Source organism: Micromonospora sp. WMMD1128 (assembly GCF_027497235.1).
Taxonomy (GTDB): domain Bacteria; phylum Actinomycetota; class Actinomycetes; order Mycobacteriales; family Micromonosporaceae; genus Micromonospora.
Window position 1 is genome coordinate 961,259 of sequence record NZ_CP114902.1, and the last position, 17,608, is coordinate 978,866.

A 17,608-nucleotide genomic window follows, 5' to 3' on the forward strand; every position below is an offset into this window, starting at 1 on the left:
CGGACGGCGGTCGACCGGACCGACCTGGACAACCTAACCCGTGATCGGAGTTGTCGGGAGTTCAAGCAGGGGCGAAAGTTGGCAAAGTGTCGGAAAGTGACAATGATGACGTTCACGGTCTGTGACCGTTTCGCGAACCGAATGGCCTCGCGTCGGGCTCCTCTGCGTAAAAGGTGAGGCTCGCCCCATTCGTCGTTCTGGGCGGATGCCGTGCCGACGGTTCGTGCCGAAGGCGAAAACCCGAGGTCGGGTGGCGGACCGGCCACACAATGGGACGCGGATCCGGGAATCCCACCACGGGACCCCGATCCCGGGAGGCCACCGTGCAGACCGATCGTTCCTCCACCCATCCGCCCGCCCCCACCCTGCTCTACGCCCGGCCCGGCATCGTGGTCACCGGCGAACGCTTCACCGTCGGCCGCAGCAGCTGGCCGGTGGCCGAGATCACCCAGCTCCGGACCGCCCGCGGACCGCACGACCGGCTCGCCGTCCGGGCGGTCGGCGTCTCCGCCGCGCTGATCGCCGCCGTCGGCGTGCTGCTCGGCTTCACCGGCGGCCTGCACCGGCTCACCGCCGGGGCGTACCTCACGCTCGGCGCGGCCGGCCTGCTGCCGCTGCTGCTCGTGCTCGCCGGCGACCGCTGGCGGCCCCCGGCGCACGAGCTGTGGGGACGGATCCGCGGCACCGAGGTGCTGCTGTTCAGCAGCGACGACGAGCGCCAGTTCGGCCAGGTCGCCCGCGCCCTCGGGCGCGCCCGGGAAGGAGCCCGCCTCGGCGGCTGGACCGACCCGCCGGGCGCCGGGCCGTGGCGGCCGGCGCGCTGAGCGCGGTCAGCCGGCGACCGGCTCCGGGGTACGGGGCCGGCGCTCGGCCGCCACCCAGTGGCTCACCCGCCGCTCGGCGTAGAACGAGACGAACGGCACCGTCCCGGCCAGCATCACCAGCAGCATCCGCTTCAACGGCCAGTCGGCCCGGCGGGACAGGTCGAACGTGAGCGCCAGATAGAGCATGTAGAGCCAGCCGTGCGCGACGCCCACCACGGCCACCACGCTCGGATTGTCGAAGCCGTACTTCAGCGGCATGCCGATCAGGACCAGCACCACCAGCGCCACGCCCACGATCCAGGCGATCACGCGGTACCGGGTAAGGGCTCCGCCCACCGTCGTCCGTCCTTCCGACCGGCCTCAGCCGGGATAGTCGCCGGGCCGCGCGCCCGGATTGGCGTTCAACCAGGAAAGGTAGCGGTTGTACGCGGCCAGATCGCCGTCGTCCGCCCCGTCGACCGGGCCCACCGGCACCCGGGCGGCGCGCACCGGCCGGCGTACCACCGGGGTCCCGGCGGCGACCGGCGCGCCGGCCGCGCTCACCGGCGGCGCGGGCTCGGCCGGCTGCCCGGGTTCGGCCCGCAGCGCCTGCCGGACCTCGCGCCACCAGACGAAGACCACGAAGCCGGCGAAGACCGGCCACTCGATCGCGTAACCGAAGCTCAACGAGTTGCCCCCGGCGGCCCGGGTGACCTGCCACCAGCCCAACCCGAGGAAGCCCACCACAAGCACGACCATGGCCACGTGGCGGACGATCCACGCCGGTGTCCGGAGCCGCTGCATGCCATCGAGGGTACCGGGGACGCCGGCCGTCTCCGACGCGGTGTCGTAGGTGGGCGTGGTTTGGTGGCACCCCCGCTGGGCAACCGTCTAGTCGCCAGCCCGAACGAGACGAGGGGGCGACGATGACCGAATCGGCAAGCCGGGACGCCAGCCCGGAGCAGCGGGTCACCGAGTGGGACGGCGACCACGCCCGCGCCGGGACCGTCGACGAGGAGCTTCCCGGCGTGGACCCCACCGAGCTGGGCGACGACGACCTCATCCGGGAGGTACGCAGCCTGCACCGGACCCGGCTGGACACGCTGCGGCACGCCACCGACTCCGCGCTCGCCAACCACCTGCGCCGCACCGCCGAACTGGAGACCGAGTACCTGGCCCGGCACCCCGGCCGGGAGGTCGACCCGCACCGGCTGCGGGACGTCTGATGGCCAGTCACGCCGAGCGCGGCATGTCCGCGCCGCCCGAGGTGGTGTTCAACACCGCGACCGACCCGGACCGCTCCTCCGCCTGGCTGCCCGAGGAACTGCGCCGCTCCGGCACCTGCCGGGTGGAGGTGCTCGACGCCGAGGACATGCGGGCCAGGTGGAGCAGCGCCGACTGGTCGGCGGAGATCGACGTGGAGCCGGCCGACGCCGGCGGCGCCCGGGTCCGGCTGGACCTGGCCGGCCCGGACCACGACCTGGCCGACGAGATCCTGGCCAACCTCGACCGCGAGGTGGCCGACAACCTGACCGCCGGTTGATGCCGGCCGGTACGACGACGAGGGAGGCCGGGTTGACCGGGAGTGGCCTGAAGCAGAAGGTGGCGCGGCTGCGCCAGGCGTACGCGCCGCACGAGCACCGACCGCTGGAGGGCTACCTGAAGGCGATGGGCACGTACGCCGGGGTGACCGCGGCCCTGGTCGGGGTGGTCCGGGCGACCGGCCGCCCGGTGCCCGAGCGGCCCACCCCGGGGGACGTGGTGCTGCTCTCCATCGCCACGCACAAGCTGAGCCGGCTGATCTCCAAGGACGCGATCACCAGCCCGTTGCGGGCGCCGTTCACCCGTTACGACCACCCGGGCGGCAGCGGCGAGGTGATGGAGCAGGTCCGCGACGAGGGCAGCCCCACCCGGCACGCGCTCGGCGAGCTGGTCAGCTGCCCGTTCTGCCTGGCGGTGTGGGTGGCCACCGGGCTCACCGGCGGCCTGGTGCTGGCGCCCCGGCTGACCCGGCTGGTGGCCACCGCGCTGACCGCGGTCGCCGCCTCCGACTTCCTCCAGATGGGCTACGCGGTGGCCCAGCGGGCGGCCGAGGGCGGCCACCAGGAGGAGTGAGCCGACGAACGACGGGGCCGGCGCGTGCGCGCCGGCCCCGCTTCGCTCGCGCCCGGGATCAGGTGGGGGTGGTGCCGTGGTCCTCGCCGGCCCAGCCCCGTGACGTCTCCGACTCCCGCTCGTCCTCCCCGGTGATGATGTCCCGGTCCACCGCGGTGCGGTCGTGCTCGTTGGCGAAGTCCGGCTCCGGCAGCGTGTCGGTGCCCTCCGGGGGCTGGCCCAGCGCCGCCAGGTGCTCGTGGTCGGGCTCGCGGTCGGTCATGCGCGTCCTCTCGTCGACGGGGGCTCAGGCGACCGTGCCGCCGAGCATGTCGGTCACCTCGTCCACCGCGTACTCGCCCTGTGGCAGCGCGGCGATCCGGGTGAGCAGCTCCGCCGGCAGCTCGGCGGCCACCGCCCGGCGGTAGATGTCCGCCTGGCTGATCCGCTCCTGGCCCTGGTAGAGGTGGTCGAGCAGGTCGTCGAGCGGCCTGGTGTCCGGCTGCTCGGTCACGGGCGCGTCGTCTGTCACGCCGACCACCTACCCGGCCCCGAACCGGTCAAACGCCACCCCGACCCCGGCTCAGGCCGGCGCGGGCAGGGTGGCGCGGCGGGCGCGGACCGCCTGCGCCAGGTGGTCGAGCACCTCGTCGGTGGTGTCCCAGCCGATGCACGCGTCGGTGATCGACCGGCCGTACTCCAGCTCCCGGGTCGGGTCCAGGTCCTGCCGGCCGGAGCGCAGGAAGCTCTCCAGCATGATCCCGACGATGCCGCGCTGGCCGGCGGCGAGCTGCGCGGCCACGTCCGCGGCGACCCGCGGCTGGTTGCGGTGGTCCTTGCCGCTGTTGGCGTGACTGGCGTCGATCACCACCCGCTCGGGCAGGCTCGCCGCGCGCAGCAGGTCCAGCGCCCCGGCCACCGACTCCGCGTCGTAGTTGGGTCGGCCGCCCCCGCCGCGCAGCACCAGGTGGCCGTCGGCGTTGCCCCGGGTGTGCATGATCGCCGGAGTGCCGGACACGTCGATGCCGGGGAAGACGTGCGGCACCCCGGCCGCCCGGATCGCGTCCACGGCGGTGGCGATGCTGCCGTCGGGGCGGTTCTTCATGCCGATCGGCATGGACAGGCCGGAGGCGAGCTGCCGGTGCACCTGGCTCTCCACCGTCCGGGCGCCGATCGCGCCCCAGGCCACCGTGTCCGCGATGTACTGCGGGGTGATCGGGTCGAGGAACTCGCAGCCCACCGGCAGGCCCAGCCGCAGCACGTCGAGCAGGAGGGCACGTGCGGTGCGCAGGCCGGTGTTCACGTCGCCCGAGCCGTCCAGCGCCGGGTCGTTGATCAGGCCCTTCCAGCCCACGGTCGAGCGCGGCTTCTCGAAGTAGACCCGCATCACCACGAGCAGGTCGTCGGCGACCCGGTCGGCGGCCTCGCGCAGCCGGCCGGCGTATTCCAGCGCGGCGGCCGGGTCGTGCACCGAGCACGGGCCGACCACCACCACCAGCCGGTCGTCGGCGCGGTCGAGCACCCGACTGACCGCGCGCCGGCCGGCCACGACGGCCTCGGCGAGGGCGGCGTCAAGCGGCAGGTGGTGGTGGAGCAGGGCCGGGGTGGTCAACGGCACGACGCGGTCGATCCGCTGGTCGATGACCCGGCGGGCATCCGGGGACGTGGTCACGGTGGGTTTCCTTTCGCCGACCGTGCCCCGGGGCCGGCGCCCGGGGACCGAGCCGGCAGCTCGCATGCGAAAGGGCAGGGAACCATCCCTGCCCGGCCGGCTCGAAGAGGTGGTGACGTCAGCTCACGGTCGAGTCACCGGCTCCTCCAGCCGGCTGCCTAAACCATCGATACGACCGCGTCACGCCGGCCAGCGTACCCGGATGCGCCCGCGAACGCCCGCGCCGTTCCGCGAAGCGGGACGCGGGGTATGGGAACAGCCATGAGCCACGACCAGAGCGACCAGGACCGGATCTCCTCCCGCGCGCACCTGCTGCCCGAGGAGGCGGCGGCGGGCAGCGACGACGCGCAGGCCCAGGCCGACGCGATCCTCGCCGAATCCGACCTCCGGGAGGAGGACCGGAACGCCGCCCCGGACACGGTGCTGGAGCACCGCAGCTCCGCCGAGACCGTCAACCCCGTCGAGCCGCCCGACTGAGCGTCACGCCCCGGCCCCGGCGGGACCCCCGGTAGGTGGCGCCGTGCCGCGCCGGCCCCGCGACGTGCGGGGCCGGCGCGGGCCGGGTCAGGGCGTCGCGACGTCGAGGACCGTGACGGTCACACCGGCGGCCGGCTCGCCCGGCACCGCCTCGCCGGGGCTGCCCAGGAACGCGTCCGCCCGGCCGTCCCGGTCGAGGTCGGCGAGGGCCACCGCGCCACCGAACGCGTCCCCGACCTCGCTGGTGCCCTGCACGTCGGGCTGCCGGATCAGTCGGCTGGCCACCAGCGACGTCGGCTGCGAGGTGGTGCGGGCCCGACCGGTGAGCACGGCCACGAAACCGGCTCCCTTGGCCCCGCCCTCCGTCGCGCCGGGGGCGCCGACGATCAGGTCGGCGCGGCCGTCGCCGTTGACGTCCCCGGTCGCCAGCGCGGAGGCGAAGAGGTCGTCGGCCCCCGGGGTCCGGCCGAACGCCAGCTCGGTGACGCTGAAGCCGGCGGCCACCTGGCTGGACGCGCCCGGGTAGACCGCGAGGGCGCCCGACTTCGCCTCGCTGCCCGGCGCCTCGCCGGTCACGCCGACCGCGATGTCGGCGTAACCGTCGCCGTCGAAGTTGCCCACCGCGAGCGCGGCGCCGAAGTTGTCGCCGGCCTCGTTGACCCCGCCGGACGTGCCCTGACTGCGGCCGAAGCCGGTGGTGACCTCCCCGGCGGCGCCCGGCACGACGTAGATGCTGCCGGCGGCGGGCAGCGTACCCGGCGCCTCGCCCGGTGCGCCGATCACGAGATCGGCGTGGACCGAGCCGGTCACGTTGCCGGCCGCCAGCGCCGCGCCGAAGCGGTCGCCGGCCTCGTTCGCGCCGCCGGCGTTGGTCTGGTCGAGGTTGTACGCGTACGTGAGGGTGCCGGTGCTGTTGCCGCGCATGACGCTCACGTCGCCGCTGTGCACGTTGTCGCTGCCCGCCTCGTTCGGGGCGCCCACGGCCAGGTCGGCGTACCCGTCGTTGTTGAAGTCCCCGGCGGCGAGCGCCGCGCCCCAGCGGTCGTCGGTCTCGTCGCCGCGCCCGATGTCCCCCTGGTCGTAGCCCTTGCCCCGGGCCAGTCCGGAGGGGCCGCCGGGGAACACCGCGATGGCGCCGGCCGCCTTGACCGTGCCGATCGCCTCGCCGGGGGTGCCGACGGCCAGGTCGGCGTACCCGTCCTTGTTGAAGTCGCCGGCGGCGAGCGCGGCGCCGAAGCCGTCCCCGGCCTCGTCCGCGGCGCCGAAGTCCGCCTGGATCAACCGGTGACCGGCGCCGAGGCTGCCGCCGGCGGCGCCCGGGAACACGGTGACGCTGCCCGAGGTCTGCCCGTTCACCGTGTCACCCGGGGCGCCGACGGCGAGGTCCGGGTAGCCGTCCTTGTTGAAGTCGCCGGTCGCCGTCGCGGCGCCGAACCGCGCGCCCGCGGCGGCCGGGAGGCCCCCGTCGGACGGGGTGACGGCGAAACGGCCGAACGGTCGGCCGCCGAACAGGCCGGTCAGGCCGCTCGCCACCGCGGCGGTGGCCTGGTTCGAGGTGTCGGTCTCGCCGAGGCACCCCAGTTGCCCCGAACCGGTCGCGACCGCCACCAGCTCCGGCTGGCCGTCGGAGCCGGTGCGCAGCCCCGCCGCGCCGCCGTCGCCCCGGCAGAGGCCGCCGGTGCCGGTGAGATCGGCCGAGTCGGTGCCGGCGGCGGTCACCGTGAAGGTCGCGCTGTGCGGGGCGTCCGGCACCCACTCGGTGGCCGTCCGGCCGAAGCCGACGAACCGGAGCTGGTCGCCGGTGTGCGGGCCGGTGGCGGCCACCGGCACCGGGCTGACCGTGGTCTCGGCCCGGGACAGGTTCGCCAGGGCCAGGCCGCGGGCGTCGTCGAAGCGGACCGCCAGCACCGGGATGCGGTGCGGGTGGCCGTCCTGGTCGGGAGCGAAGGTGGCGGTGACCGGCCCGGGCAGGTCGGCGGAGGTGAAGCAGGTCCGGGCGGTGAGCACCCAGCGGGGCGCGACGAGTGCCCCGGAGCAGGCCCGGGCGCCCGGGGCGCCGGGGCTGAGGATGTTGAGCCGGACGCTCTGGACGTCCTGGCCGGAGGGCACGGGTGTGCCGCCGGAGATGGCTACCGCCGGGGCGCGGCCGGCCGCGGAGAGCGCGGCGACCACGCTCACCACCGCCAGGATCCGGGCCCCGGTGCGGGCCGGGTGGGACTGGGACATGTTGTTCCCCCGTTGTCGCGGTCGCGGCGCGGTCGCGCCGTGCGGGTCGCCGGCCGGCGCGGGCGGACCGTCCGCAGTGGCCGGACGGCAGTCATAGTGAGCGATGGATGGCCGATTTGTCAGCCCGGGTCGGGCTCGCGGCCTCACCGTGATCCACATCACACTCCGATGGGCGGTGGGCCCGCGGCGGCGGGACGGCGATCCGGTGCCGGACGGCCGTCCTCGGCTAGCGTGGGTGCCATGCCCGACAGCGGTTTCCCCTGGCCGATCGAGACGACCCGACTGGACAACGGCCTGCGCGTGGTGGTGAGCGAGGACCGTACCGCCCCGGCGGTGGCGGTCAACCTCTGGTACGACGTGGGTTCCCGCCACGAACCGGCGGGACAGACCGGTTTCGCCCACCTCTTCGAGCACCTGATGTTCGAGGGTTCGATGCACGTGGCGAAGACCGAGCACATGAAGCTGATCCAGGGCGCGGGCGGCTCGCTCAACGCGACCACCAACCCGGACCGGACCAACTACTTCGAAACCGTCCCGGCCGAGCACCTGGAGCTGGCGCTCTGGCTGGAGGCCGACCGGATGGGCGGCCTCGTGCCGGCGCTGACCCAGGAGACGCTCGACAACCAGCGCGACGTGGTGAAGAACGAGCGGCGGCAACGCTACGAGAACGTCCCGTACGGCGACGCCTGGCTGCGGCTGCTGCCGCTGCTCTATCCGCCCGGCCACCCCTACCACCACGCCACCATCGGGTCCATGGCCGACCTGAACGCCGCCGACCTGGCCACCTTTCAGACCTTCCACGACACCTACTACGCGCCGAACAACGCGGTGCTCACGGTGGTCGGCGACACCAGCGCGGCCGAGGTGTTCGCGCTCGCCGACAAATACTTCGGCGGCGTCGGGGCGCGCACCGACATCCCACCCGCGCCGGACGGGCGCGCGGTGCCGCCCACCGGCCGGCCCGCGGTGGAGACCGTCACCTCCGACGTCCCCGCCGCCCGCGTCTACCTCGCGCACCGCACCCACCCGTTCGGCACCCCCGGGTACGACGTGACCACCGTGCTCGCCACCGTGCTCGGCAGCGGCCGGGGCAGCCGGCTCTACCAGCGGCTCGCCGACGGCGAGCGGATCGCCCAGCCGGACCTGGTCGGGGCGTACGGGGTCGACCTGGCGCACGCGCCGGCCCCGCTGATCGCCACCGCCACCGCCCGCCCCGGCGTGACCGCCGACCGGCTGCGCGACGGGCTGGCCGAGGTGGTCGACGAGCTGGCCACCGTGCCGGTGACCGCCGCCGAGCTGGAGCGGGCCAAGGCGCTGCTGAGCACGTCGTGGTGGCGGCAGATGTCCACGGTGGACGGCCGGGCCGACACGCTCGGCCGGTACGCCACCCAGTTCGGCGACCCGGCCCGGGCCGCCGACCGGCTGCCCGCCTGGCTCGCCGTCACCGCCGAGCAGATCGCCGAGCAGGCCGCCGAGCTGCTCGGCGCCGCCGACCGGGTGATCCTGACCTACCTGCCCGAGGAGACCTCATGACGCTGATCGCCGCCCGTCCCGGTCCCGGAGCCGCCCGCGCCTACCGGTTCCCGCAGGTGGTCCGGCGCGCGGTGGCCGGGGGGCAGGTGGTGGCCGCGCACCTGCCGGGGCAGAACCTCGCCGTCGCGCTGCTGCTGCTCGACGGCGGCGCGGGCCGGGAACCGGTCGGCAAGGAGGGCCTCGGCGCGGTGCTGGCCAAGGCGCTGGAGGAGGGCACCGCGCAGCGGGACGCCACCGGGTACGCGCTGGCCATCGAGGCGCTCGGCACCGAGCTGGTGACCGGGCTCGACTGGGACTCGTTCCAGGTCAGCGTGCAGGTCCCGGTGGACCGGCTGAGCGCCGCGGTGGAGCTGATGGCGGAGGCGGTCCGCACGCCCCGGCTCGACCCGGCCGACGTGCTGCGGGTCCGCGACGACGAGGCGACCGCGCTGCGGATGGACTGGGCCAACCCGGGCCCGCGCGCCGACGCGGTGCTGCGCGCCGACCTGTTCGGCGCCGAGCACCGGTGGGGCCGCCCGCTCTACGGCGACCCGGGCAGCGTGGCCGCGCTGGAGGCCGACGACGTCACGGTCTTCCACTCGGAGTGGTTCATCCGTCCCGGCACCCTGATCGTCGCCGGTGACCTGGAGCGGGTCGACCTGGACGCGCTCGGCGCGGCGGCGTTCGCCGGCACCGGCGGTGGCCCGGTGGACCGGGGCGGCCCGATCGAGGTGCCGATCGCCGACCGGCGGCGGATCATCCTGGTCGACCGGCCCGGCTCGGTGCAGTCGACGCTGCGGCTCGGTCACCCGTCCCCGCACCGCGCCCACCCCGACCACGTGCCGATGACGCTCGCCGGCACCGTGCTCGGCGGCGCGTTCACCTCCCGCCTCAACCACCTGATCCGTGAGGTGCGCGGTTACACGTACGGGATCCGGGGCGACTTCGCCTCGTCCCGGCGGTTCGGCCGGTTCGGGGTCAGCTCCGGGGTCCAGACCGCGGTGACCGTGCCGGCGCTCGTCGAGTGCGTGGGCGAGGTGTCGCGGACCCGGCTGACCGGGGTGACCGAGGAGGAGCTGGAGGTGGCCCGGTCCTGGCGGGCCGGCCAGCTCTCGGTCGAGTTGCAGAGCCCGCGGGCGATCGCGTCGGCGCTCACCACGCTCGTGGTGCACGACCTGCCGGACGACTACCACGCCCGGCTGCGGGAGGCGCTGCTCGCGGCGACCGTCGAGGAGGTCTCCGCGGCGGCTGCCGCGCACCTGCACCCGGAGGCGATGACGATGGTCGTCGAGGGCGACGCGGCGGTGATCCGGGACGAGCTGGTGGCCTCCGGCGTCGGCGAGGTGGCCGACCACGTGTGACCCGGCGGGCCGGGGCGACGGCGTGTGATTCCCGTCGCCCCGGCCCGCGCGCTGGGAAACGCTTCCCGCCCGGCCGGCCCGGCTGGGTAGCCTCGCGGGCATGAGGATCGGCATTGTGGGTGCCACCGGCCAGGTCGGTGGCGTGATGCGGCAGGTGTTGGCGGAGCGCGAGTTCCCGGCGGAGCAGGTGCGGTTGTTCGCCTCGGCCCGGTCGGCCGGGCGCACCCTGCCCTGGCGCGACGGCGAGGTCACGGTCGAGGACGCGGCCACCGCGGACTATCGCGGCCTGGACATCGTGCTCTTCTCCGCCGGCAAGGGCACCGCGAAGGAGTTGGCCCCCCGGGTCGCCGAGGCCGGCGCCGTGGTGATCGACAACTCGTCGGCGTTCCGGATGGACCCCGAGGTGCCACTCGTGGTCGCCGAGGTCAACCCGCACGCGATCGCCGACCGGCCGCGCGGCATCGTGGCCAACCCCAACTGCACCACGATGGCCGCCATGCCGGTGCTGCGCCCACTGCACGACGAGGCCGAGCTGGTCGGCCTCGTCGTCGCCACCTACCAGGCGGTCTCCGGCGCCGGCCTGGCCGGCGTGGCCGAGCTGGACGAGCAGGTCCGCAAGGTGGCCGAGGACGCGAGCGCGCTCGCGTTCGACGGTTCCGCCGTCGCGTTCCCGGCGCCGCGCTCGTTCGCCCGCCCGATCGCCTTCAACGTGCTCCCGCTCGCCGGCTCGATCGTCGACGACGGCTCCGACGAGACCGACGAGGAGCAGAAGCTGCGCAACGAGAGCCGCAAGATCCTCCAGATCCCCGACCTGAAGGTCTCCGGCACCTGCGTGCGGGTGCCGGTGTTCACCGGCCACTCGTTGCAGATCAACGCCCGGTTCGCCCGGCCGATCGACCCGGCCCGGGCCCGGGAGCTGCTCGACGGCGCACCCGGGGTGGCACTGTCCGACGTGCCCACCCCGCTCCAGGCGGCCGGCCAGGACCCGACGTACGTCGGGCGGATCCGGGCCGACGAGACCGTCGCGCACGGGCTGGCGCTGTTCTGCGCCAACGACAACCTGCGCAAGGGCGCGGCGCTCAACGCCGTGCAGCTCGCCGAGCTGGTCGCCGCCGAGCGCTGACCCCTCCGGGCGGCCGGCGTTACCCCGCCTCCGGCGGCGGGTAGACGGCCGTGCCGACACCGAGAGGGGAGCACCATGACAACGGTCGGAGAGTTCATGACGACCCGGTTGGTGACGATGGACGGCAACGACACGCTCACCGCGGCGGCGCAGGAGATGCGCGACAGCGCCATCGGCGACGTGGTGGTGACCGACGGCGACAACGTGGTCGGCATCGTGACGGACCGGGACATCACGGTCCGCGGTGTGGCGGAGGACAGGAACCCGGCCACCACCCGGCTCAACGAGATCACCAGCAAGGACGTGGTGACGGTCAGCCAGTACGACGACGCGGTGGCCGCCGCCGACCTGATGCGCACGTACGCTGTCCGCCGGCTCCCGGTGATCGAGGACGGACGGCTGATCGGCCTGGTCTCGATGGGTGACCTGGCGGTCGAGCGGGAACCCCAGTCGGTGCTGGCGGACATCAGCGCCGACGATCCCAACAACTGACCCGTCCGCCGCGACGACGCCGGTCCCCGGTTCGGGGGCCGGCGTCTCGCGTCCGCGCGGTCCGCCGCCTCACCCGATCCGGGCGAGGTTGACCCGGAACCCGCCGGGGACCCGTCGTGTCGACGAGGAGACCGCTGACCGCGGGAGGAGTCACCTGCGATGGTGGACACGACCACGAGATTCTTCGAGGACCTGGACCGGCGGGGGTTCGAGCCGCTGCTGGTCAAGACGTCCGGAACGCTCCGGTTCGACCTGCACGAGGGCGCGCGGTCCACGCACTGGCTGCTGGAGATCGACCGGGGCCGGGTGCGGGTGCGGCCGGAGGACGGTGAGGCGGACACCGTGGTCGGCACCGGGCCCCGGTTCTTCGGCGACCTCGTCGAGGGCCGGGAGAACGCCATCGCGGCGCTGCTGCGGGGCGACATGACGGTCGTCGGCGACCTGCGGCTCGTACTCCAGATCGAGCGCGTCTTCCCCGGCCCGCCGGACTCCCGCGGGCCGCGCCACACGTTCTCCGGGAGGGGCGCCTGATGGCCGGGAGCAACACCGTCCGGATCCTGGACGGCAACACGTTCGTGGTCTCCGAGGAGACCGGCGACATCGAGGCCACGCCGACCGAGCCGACCGGTCTCTTCTCGATCGACACCCGGTACCTGTCGAAGTGGGTGCTCACGGTCGACGGCGAACGGCTCAACGCCCTCTCCTACGACGACGTCCAGTACTACGAGGCCCGGTTCTTCCTGGTGCCGGGCGTGGCCACGCACTACGTCGACGCCAAGATGTCGATCATCCGGGAGCGGGTGGTGGGTGGCAGCTTCCGGGAGACGCTCACCGTCATGAACCACGACGAGAAGGCGGTCGACCTGGAGATCCGGGTGGACGCCGGCGCCGACTTCGCCGACCTCTTCCAGGTCAAGGACGAGATCCTCAACAAGAAGGGCGAGCTGTACGCCGAGGCCGAGCCGGACCGGCTGCGGCTGGGCTACCGGCGCGGGAACTTCAAGCGGGAGACGGTCGTCTCCGCGAACCAGCCGGCCCACTACGACAACCGGGGCCTCGCCTGGACGGTCCACCTGGAACCCAACGAGCAGTGGGACGTCACCATCGAGGTGGAGACCTTCGCCATCGGCCCCGGTGGCCGGGACCTGCGGATGGGACTGCGGGCACACGGCACGGAACGCCTCGCCCTGCAGCACGACCTCCAGGAGTGGATCGACCGGGCCCCCAAGGTCAACAGTGAGCACGGGCGGATCGCCGCGACCTACCGGCGGTGCCTGGTCGACCTCGCCGCGCTGCGCTTCTCACCGCTCTCCCTCGGCGGACAGGCGCTGCCCGCCGCCGGCCTGCCGTGGTTCATGACCATGTTCGGCCGGGACAGCATCCTCACCTGCCTCCAGGTGCTGCCGTTCGCCCCCGAGATGTCCCGGACCACGCTGCGCATCCTCGGCGCCCTCCAGGGCACCCGGTTCGACGACTTCCGGGAGGAGGACCCGGGCCGGATCCTGCACGAGATGCGCTACGGCGAGACCGCCGCGTTCGAGGAACAACCGCACTCGCCCTCCTACGGCTCGGTGGACGCGACTCCGCTGTTCGTGGTGCTGCTCGACGAGTACGAACGGTGGAGCGGCGACGTCGCGCTGGTCAAGGAGCTGGAACGGGAGTGCCGCGCGGCGTTGAAGTGGATCGACGACTACGCCGACCTGATCGGCAACGGCTACATCTGGTACGAGCGGCGCAACACCGAAACCGGCCTGGAGAACCAGTGCTGGAAGGACTCCTGGGACTCCGTCTCGTACGCCGACGGCTCACTGCCGCCGTTTCCGCGGGCCAGCTGCGAGGTGCAGGGGTACGCGTACGACGCGAAGATGCGGGCCGCCCGGCTGGCCCGGAAGTTCTGGGGCGATCCGGCGTACGCCGATCAGTTGGAACGGGAGGCGGCGGAGCTGAAGGCCCGGTTCAACCGCGACTGGTGGGTCGCCGAGGGCGGCTTCTACGCGCTCGCCCTGGACCCCGAGGGGCGGCAGTGCGACGTGCTCAGCTCCAACATCGGCCACCTGCTGTGGAGCGGCATCGTCGACGACGAACGGGCCCCGCAGATCGCCGCGCACCTGGTCGGGCCGCGGCTCTGGTCCGGCTGGGGAGTGCGGACCCTGGCCGAGGGCGAGGTCCGCTACAACCCGATCGGCTACCACAACGGCACGATCTGGCCGTTCGACAACTCGTTCGTCGCCTGGGGCCTGCGCCGGTACGGCTTCGCCGAGGAGGCGGCCACCGTCGCCAACGGGATCCTGGAGGCGGCGACGTACTTCGACGGACGGCTGCCGGAGGCGTTCGGCGGCTACCAGCGGGAGCTGACCAAGTTCCCGGTGGAGTACCCGACCGCATGCACCCCGCAGGCATGGTCGACCGGGGCGCCGCTGCTGCTGATCCGGACCATGCTCGGGTTGGAGCCGCACGAGGGTCACCTGGCGGTGGACCCGCGGCTGCCGGTGGGCATGGGGCGGATCGAGGTGCTTGACATTCCGGGCCGATGGGGGCGGGTGGACGCGTTCGCCCGAGGTCGGCTGGACCTGCACAACCTGGCCGGCTGACCGGGCCGGCGTGGTGGCTGAGTGGCTCAGTGGCCGGCTGGTCCGGCGTGGTGGCTCAGTGGCCGGCCGGCGGCTCGACGGTGTGCGCCTCGTGCGGCGGCAGCAGGCAGAACTCGTTGCCCTCCGGGTCGGCCAGCACGGTCCACCGGGGCAGCTCGCGGACCACTGTCGCGCCCGCCTCCAGCACCGCGGCCCGTTCCTCGGCGTCGCCGACCAGGTCCAGGTGGATCCGGCCGGGCGCGGGCAGTTCCCCGGCCGGGCTGATCCACAGGTCCGGCCGACGCCCGTGCGGATCGCGCAGCAGCACCGCCTCGGTCGGTGCGAGCGTCCGGCCGGCGAGCTTCGCGCGGTCCTGCTCGACCACGGGCAGCCCGCTGACCGCACTCCAGAACGGGGCCAGCAGGTAGGGATCGCGGCAGTGGATGACGATCGCGGCGATGTCGGGCATGCCTCGAACCTAGTGCGCCGGCGTCGCCGGCAGGACGTGGTCGAGAAACGCGGCGGCCACCGCGCGCAGGTCCGGGCGGGCCAGGTCGAGCGCGTGGCCGCCGTGGGTCAGCCAGAGGTGGGTCGGGTGACCGGCGGCCAGCAGCCGGCCGGCCAGCTCGACCGCCTGGGCGGCGGGCACCGGGACGTCGTCGCAGCCCTGCACCAGCAGCACCGGCACACCGCAGCCGAGATGACTGGCGACGGCGGCGTCGGCGGTGGCTGGGTCGCCGTCGACCGGTGGATGCCCGAGCAGGTCGGCCCACGGATCGTCGCCGGCAGGACGCCGCCGCCGCTGAGCCGCGTCGAGCGGGTCGACCGGCGCCCAGTACGCCAGCGCCGCCGCCACGTCGCCGGGCCGGTCCACCCCGCGCAGGGCCAGATGCAGGGCGAGCATCCCGCCGGCCGAGTCGCCGCCGACCAGCAGCGGCAGCCCGCCCCCGGTGGCCCGGGCGGCGCGCGCCGCGGCGCGTACGTCGTCGAGCTGCGCCGGCCAGCGCGCCTCGCGGGAGAACCGGTAGGTCGCGGTGACCACCCGCAGCCCGAGCGGCGCGAGCGCGGCGCCGTTCTCGTCGGAGCGGGCCCGCCACCCTCCACCGTGGATCCAGAGCAGCACACCGCGTTCGGTCATCGGCCCATCGTGGTCGCGTCCCGGCCGGTCCGCGACCCCGGTCTGCTCAGGGCAGATTGGCCCTACGGTTCCGTAACCTACCCGGGGTAAAGTTGCCGGATGCCGGAGCTCGTGTACCCGCCCGTGATCACCGCCGCCAAGACGATGTTCCGCGCCCTCGACCTGCGCCTGGACGTGCGGGGCAGCGAGCACGTGCCCGCCACCGGCGGAGCCGTGCTGGCGTCCAACCACGTGAGCTACCTCGACTTCATCTTCTGCGGCTACGGCGCGCACAAGTCCCGCCGGCTGGTCCGGTTCATGGCCAAGGACAGCGTCTTCCGGCACCGGATCTCCGGTCCGCTGATGCGCGGCATGAAGCACATCCCGGTCAACCGCGCCGCCGGCGCCGGGTCCTACTCCGCCGCGGTCGGCGCGCTGCGCCGGGGCGAGGTGGTCGGCGTCTTCCCGGAGGCGACGATCAGCCGCTCCTTCACCGTCAAGGACCTGAAGAACGGCGCGGCCCGGATGGCGCAGGAGGCCGGCGTGCCGCTGCTGCCGGTCGCGCTCTGGGGGACCCAACGGCTGTGGACCAAGGGCCGCCCGCGCACGCTGACCCGCCGGCACACCCCGATCACCATCCTCGTGGGTGAGCCGATCGACCCGGCCACTCACCCGGACTCCGCCGCCCTGACCGCCGAGCTGCGCACCCGGCTGTCGGCGCTCGTGGACCGCGCCCAGCGGGAATACCCGGAGCAGCCGGCCGGCCCGGACGACTCCTGGTGGCTGCCGGCCCACCTGGGCGGCGGCGCGCCCACCCCGGAGCAGGCCGCCGAGCTGGACCGACCGGCCCGCCGCTCCCGCAGCACCCCCTGACCAGGCCACAGGCCCCCCCCGCCCCCGCGCCGCCCCCGCGCCGCCCCCGCCCCCGCGCCGCCCCGCCCCCGCCCCGCCCCCGCCCCGCCCCCGCGCCCCGCCCCGCGCCGCCGCGCCCCGCCCCGGTGATCATGAACTTGACAGCATCAACAGAGATCAACAGCGCCGTTAACTTCATGATCACCACCCTTCGGGAGCCCCTCGGGAGCCCTTCAGGGCCTTCGGAAGCCCCTCGGGAGCCCTCCGGTGGGCTTCTTTGGCGTGATCAAGGAGTTTGCGTTGGAGTCGATCTCCGCGGTGACGCGAACTCCTTGATCACCTGGGTGCTCCCATGTGGTGGAACAGGAGGGGAGCCCGCCGGGCCTTGGCACCTATGCCGTTCATCCATGGGCGGGGTGGGAGTGGTGGGACGTCAGGCTTGATCGCCGGCCGAAGCGGCCGATCCCACCCCACTCGACTGCCCCACTCACAGATCACCGCGGGGACCGCCGCCGTCCTCGGCGCTGCCGGCGAACTGGTCAGCAGGCGGAGCCGGGCTGGTCGCGGGCCGGGGAGTCGAGCTGCGGCCAGGGGGACGAATCCGCCACCGGCTGGCGGTAGTAGTCGTCCCGGGACAGGAACTCCACCGGAAGGGATCCCGGCAGGGTCACCGCGCCGAACACCGGGCCGGGGGAGGCGGCCACCCTCGTGGCGAGGACGTCGCGTTCCGGCGGGGACAGGTCCACCAGGTCGGGGTGGGCCAGGCGGTACGCGGCCACCGAGCGGCGTACCTGCCGGGCCAGCGCGGTGATCACGGCGACCGGGCCGGTGATCGCGAGCGCCGGCTGGCGGATGGTGCGCAGCGCGTCGCAGACCACGCGCAGCTCCGCGCCGTTGCCGTCGCCCTCGGCCAGCTCCAGCCGGGACGGCCACTGCCAGCGGATCTGACCGCTGACCAGGCGGGACAGCCGGACCGGGCGCCGGTGCCGGGCGCCGGTCGGGCTGTCCCGCCCGGGGACCAGGGACAGCTCGGATCCGGTGCAGACGTACGCCAACCGTCGGTCGGTCACGGTGATCGTCGCCGGGTCGGGCAGCGCCCAGCAGCGTACGTCCTCGGTGGGGCCGAGCAGGTGGCCGGCGACCGGCAGGCGGTGCTGGCCGAGCAGCCGCTCGCCCGGCTCGGGCACCAGCGCGTAGCGCCGGTCGAGCAGGGGGCGGGTGGGATCGTCGTCCGCGTCGAAGCGGTGTGGCCCGATGAAGAAGGGTGCGGCGTCCTCCGGCACGGTACGACCTCCCGGCGACGGTTGGC

General features: G+C 74.2%; 21 protein-coding genes. 12 read left to right on the forward strand and 9 right to left on the reverse strand.

What is annotated here, in order from left to right:
* The first annotated feature begins 323 nt into the window (after positions 1–323).
* Positions 324–824, forward strand: a complete 501-nt coding sequence (locus tag O7602_RS04660; RefSeq protein WP_281586988.1) for a DUF6232 family protein — start codon at positions 324–326, stop codon at positions 822–824.
* A 6-nt stretch (positions 825–830) separates the two neighbouring features.
* Here O7602_RS04660 and O7602_RS04665 read toward each other — a convergent pair whose 3' ends face one another.
* Both O7602_RS04665 and O7602_RS04670 read right to left on the reverse strand, forming a co-directional pair.
* Positions 831–1,160: a DUF3817 domain-containing protein gene (locus O7602_RS04665; protein WP_269690258.1), complete on the reverse strand. Its 330-nt coding sequence runs from the start codon at positions 1,158–1,160 to the stop codon at positions 831–833.
* 24 nt (positions 1,161–1,184) lie between these two features.
* Positions 1,185–1,607: a hypothetical protein gene (locus O7602_RS04670; RefSeq protein WP_281586989.1), complete on the reverse strand. Its 423-nt coding sequence runs from the start codon at positions 1,605–1,607 to the stop codon at positions 1,185–1,187.
* Positions 1,608–1,729: 122 nt separating this feature from the next.
* On the opposite strand from O7602_RS04670, the gene O7602_RS04675 reads away from it, so the two are divergent.
* Genes O7602_RS04675 through O7602_RS04685 form a run of 3 tightly spaced genes read left to right on the forward strand, consistent with a single transcriptional unit; the run spans position 1,730 to position 2,918 of the window.
* Positions 1,730–2,029, forward strand: a complete 300-nt coding sequence (locus tag O7602_RS04675; protein WP_281586990.1) for a DUF6158 family protein — start codon at positions 1,730–1,732, stop codon at positions 2,027–2,029.
* Positions 2,029–2,346: a hypothetical protein gene (locus tag O7602_RS04680; RefSeq protein ID WP_281586991.1), complete on the forward strand. Its 318-nt coding sequence runs from the start codon at positions 2,029–2,031 to the stop codon at positions 2,344–2,346. Before O7602_RS04675 ends, O7602_RS04680 begins: the two co-directional genes overlap by 1 nt.
* A complete protein-coding gene (locus O7602_RS04685; protein ID WP_281586992.1) occupies positions 2,346–2,918 on the forward strand; it encodes a DUF1360 domain-containing protein in 573 nt (190 codons plus the stop codon). The genes O7602_RS04680 and O7602_RS04685 overlap by 1 nt, the downstream gene beginning before the upstream one ends.
* A 58-nt stretch (positions 2,919–2,976) precedes the next feature.
* Here the strand turns inward: O7602_RS04685 and O7602_RS04690 are convergent, their stop codons facing one another.
* The 3 genes from O7602_RS04690 to O7602_RS04700 are packed head-to-tail and all read right to left on the reverse strand — an operon-like array spanning position 2,977 to position 4,635.
* Positions 2,977–3,180 (reverse strand): hypothetical protein, encoded by a 204-nt coding sequence (locus O7602_RS04690; RefSeq protein WP_281586993.1) that lies wholly within the window; start codon positions 3,178–3,180, stop codon positions 2,977–2,979.
* 24 nt (positions 3,181–3,204) lie between these two features.
* A complete protein-coding gene (locus O7602_RS04695) occupies positions 3,205–3,429 on the reverse strand; it encodes a hypothetical protein (RefSeq protein WP_281586994.1) in 225 nt (74 codons plus the stop codon).
* A gap of 51 nt (positions 3,430–3,480) precedes the next feature.
* On the reverse strand, positions 3,481–4,635 hold the full coding sequence (locus O7602_RS04700; RefSeq protein ID WP_281586995.1) for a 3-deoxy-7-phosphoheptulonate synthase: 1,155 nt from the start codon (positions 4,633–4,635) through the stop codon (positions 3,481–3,483).
* Positions 4,636–4,830: 195 nt separating this feature from the next.
* Between O7602_RS04700 and O7602_RS04705 the strand changes: the two genes are divergently transcribed.
* Positions 4,831–5,046: a hypothetical protein gene (locus O7602_RS04705; RefSeq protein ID WP_281586996.1), complete on the forward strand. Its 216-nt coding sequence runs from the start codon at positions 4,831–4,833 to the stop codon at positions 5,044–5,046.
* 87 nt (positions 5,047–5,133) lie between these two features.
* Here the strand turns inward: O7602_RS04705 and O7602_RS04710 are convergent, their stop codons facing one another.
* Entirely contained in the window at positions 5,134–7,272 is a 2,139-nt protein-coding gene (locus tag O7602_RS04710) for a trypsin-like serine protease (RefSeq protein WP_281586997.1), read from the reverse strand.
* A 240-nt stretch (positions 7,273–7,512) separates the two neighbouring features.
* Between O7602_RS04710 and O7602_RS04715 the strand changes: the two genes are divergently transcribed.
* The 6 genes from O7602_RS04715 to O7602_RS04740 all read left to right on the forward strand — a co-directional run bounded on the left by O7602_RS04715 (position 7,513) and on the right by O7602_RS04740 (position 14,351).
* The gene (locus O7602_RS04715) at positions 7,513–8,805 is read left to right on the forward strand and encodes a pitrilysin family protein (RefSeq protein ID WP_281586998.1); all 1,293 of its coding nucleotides are present in this window, start codon (positions 7,513–7,515) and stop codon (positions 8,803–8,805) included.
* Entirely contained in the window at positions 8,802–10,145 is a 1,344-nt protein-coding gene (locus tag O7602_RS04720) for a pitrilysin family protein (RefSeq protein WP_281586999.1), read from the forward strand. The genes O7602_RS04715 and O7602_RS04720 overlap by 4 nt, the downstream gene beginning before the upstream one ends.
* A gap of 100 nt (positions 10,146–10,245) precedes the next feature.
* Positions 10,246–11,268, forward strand: coding sequence for an aspartate-semialdehyde dehydrogenase (locus O7602_RS04725; RefSeq protein ID WP_281587000.1), 1,023 nt, complete (start codon positions 10,246–10,248; stop codon positions 11,266–11,268).
* A 75-nt stretch (positions 11,269–11,343) separates the two neighbouring features.
* Complete coding sequence (locus O7602_RS04730) at positions 11,344–11,760, forward strand: CBS domain-containing protein (protein WP_281587001.1); 417 nt, start codon at positions 11,344–11,346, stop codon at positions 11,758–11,760.
* 159 nt (positions 11,761–11,919) lie between these two features.
* A complete protein-coding gene (locus O7602_RS04735; protein WP_281587002.1) occupies positions 11,920–12,291 on the forward strand; it encodes an SCP2 sterol-binding domain-containing protein in 372 nt (123 codons plus the stop codon).
* On the forward strand, positions 12,291–14,351 hold the full coding sequence (locus O7602_RS04740; RefSeq protein WP_281587003.1) for a glycogen debranching N-terminal domain-containing protein: 2,061 nt from the start codon (positions 12,291–12,293) through the stop codon (positions 14,349–14,351). The genes O7602_RS04735 and O7602_RS04740 overlap by 1 nt, the downstream gene beginning before the upstream one ends.
* Before the next feature lie 55 nt (positions 14,352–14,406).
* Here the strand turns inward: O7602_RS04740 and O7602_RS04745 are convergent, their stop codons facing one another.
* Together O7602_RS04745 and O7602_RS04750 are read right to left on the reverse strand one after the other, a co-directional pair.
* Entirely contained in the window at positions 14,407–14,799 is a 393-nt protein-coding gene (locus O7602_RS04745) for a VOC family protein (protein WP_281587004.1), read from the reverse strand.
* A 9-nt stretch (positions 14,800–14,808) separates the two neighbouring features.
* The gene (locus tag O7602_RS04750) at positions 14,809–15,468 is read right to left on the reverse strand and encodes an alpha/beta hydrolase (RefSeq protein WP_281587005.1); all 660 of its coding nucleotides are present in this window, start codon (positions 15,466–15,468) and stop codon (positions 14,809–14,811) included.
* Between the two features lie 99 nt (positions 15,469–15,567).
* Here O7602_RS04750 and O7602_RS04755 point away from each other — a divergent pair, with 99 nt between their 5' ends.
* Positions 15,568–16,320, forward strand: coding sequence for a lysophospholipid acyltransferase family protein (locus O7602_RS04755; RefSeq protein WP_281587006.1), 753 nt, complete (start codon positions 15,568–15,570; stop codon positions 16,318–16,320).
* 518 nt (positions 16,321–16,838) lie between these two features.
* Here the strand turns inward: O7602_RS04755 and O7602_RS04760 are convergent.
* Positions 16,839–17,582, reverse strand: a complete 744-nt coding sequence (locus tag O7602_RS04760; RefSeq protein ID WP_281587007.1) for a hypothetical protein — start codon at positions 17,580–17,582, stop codon at positions 16,839–16,841.
* Positions 17,583–17,608 lie beyond the last annotated feature (26 nt).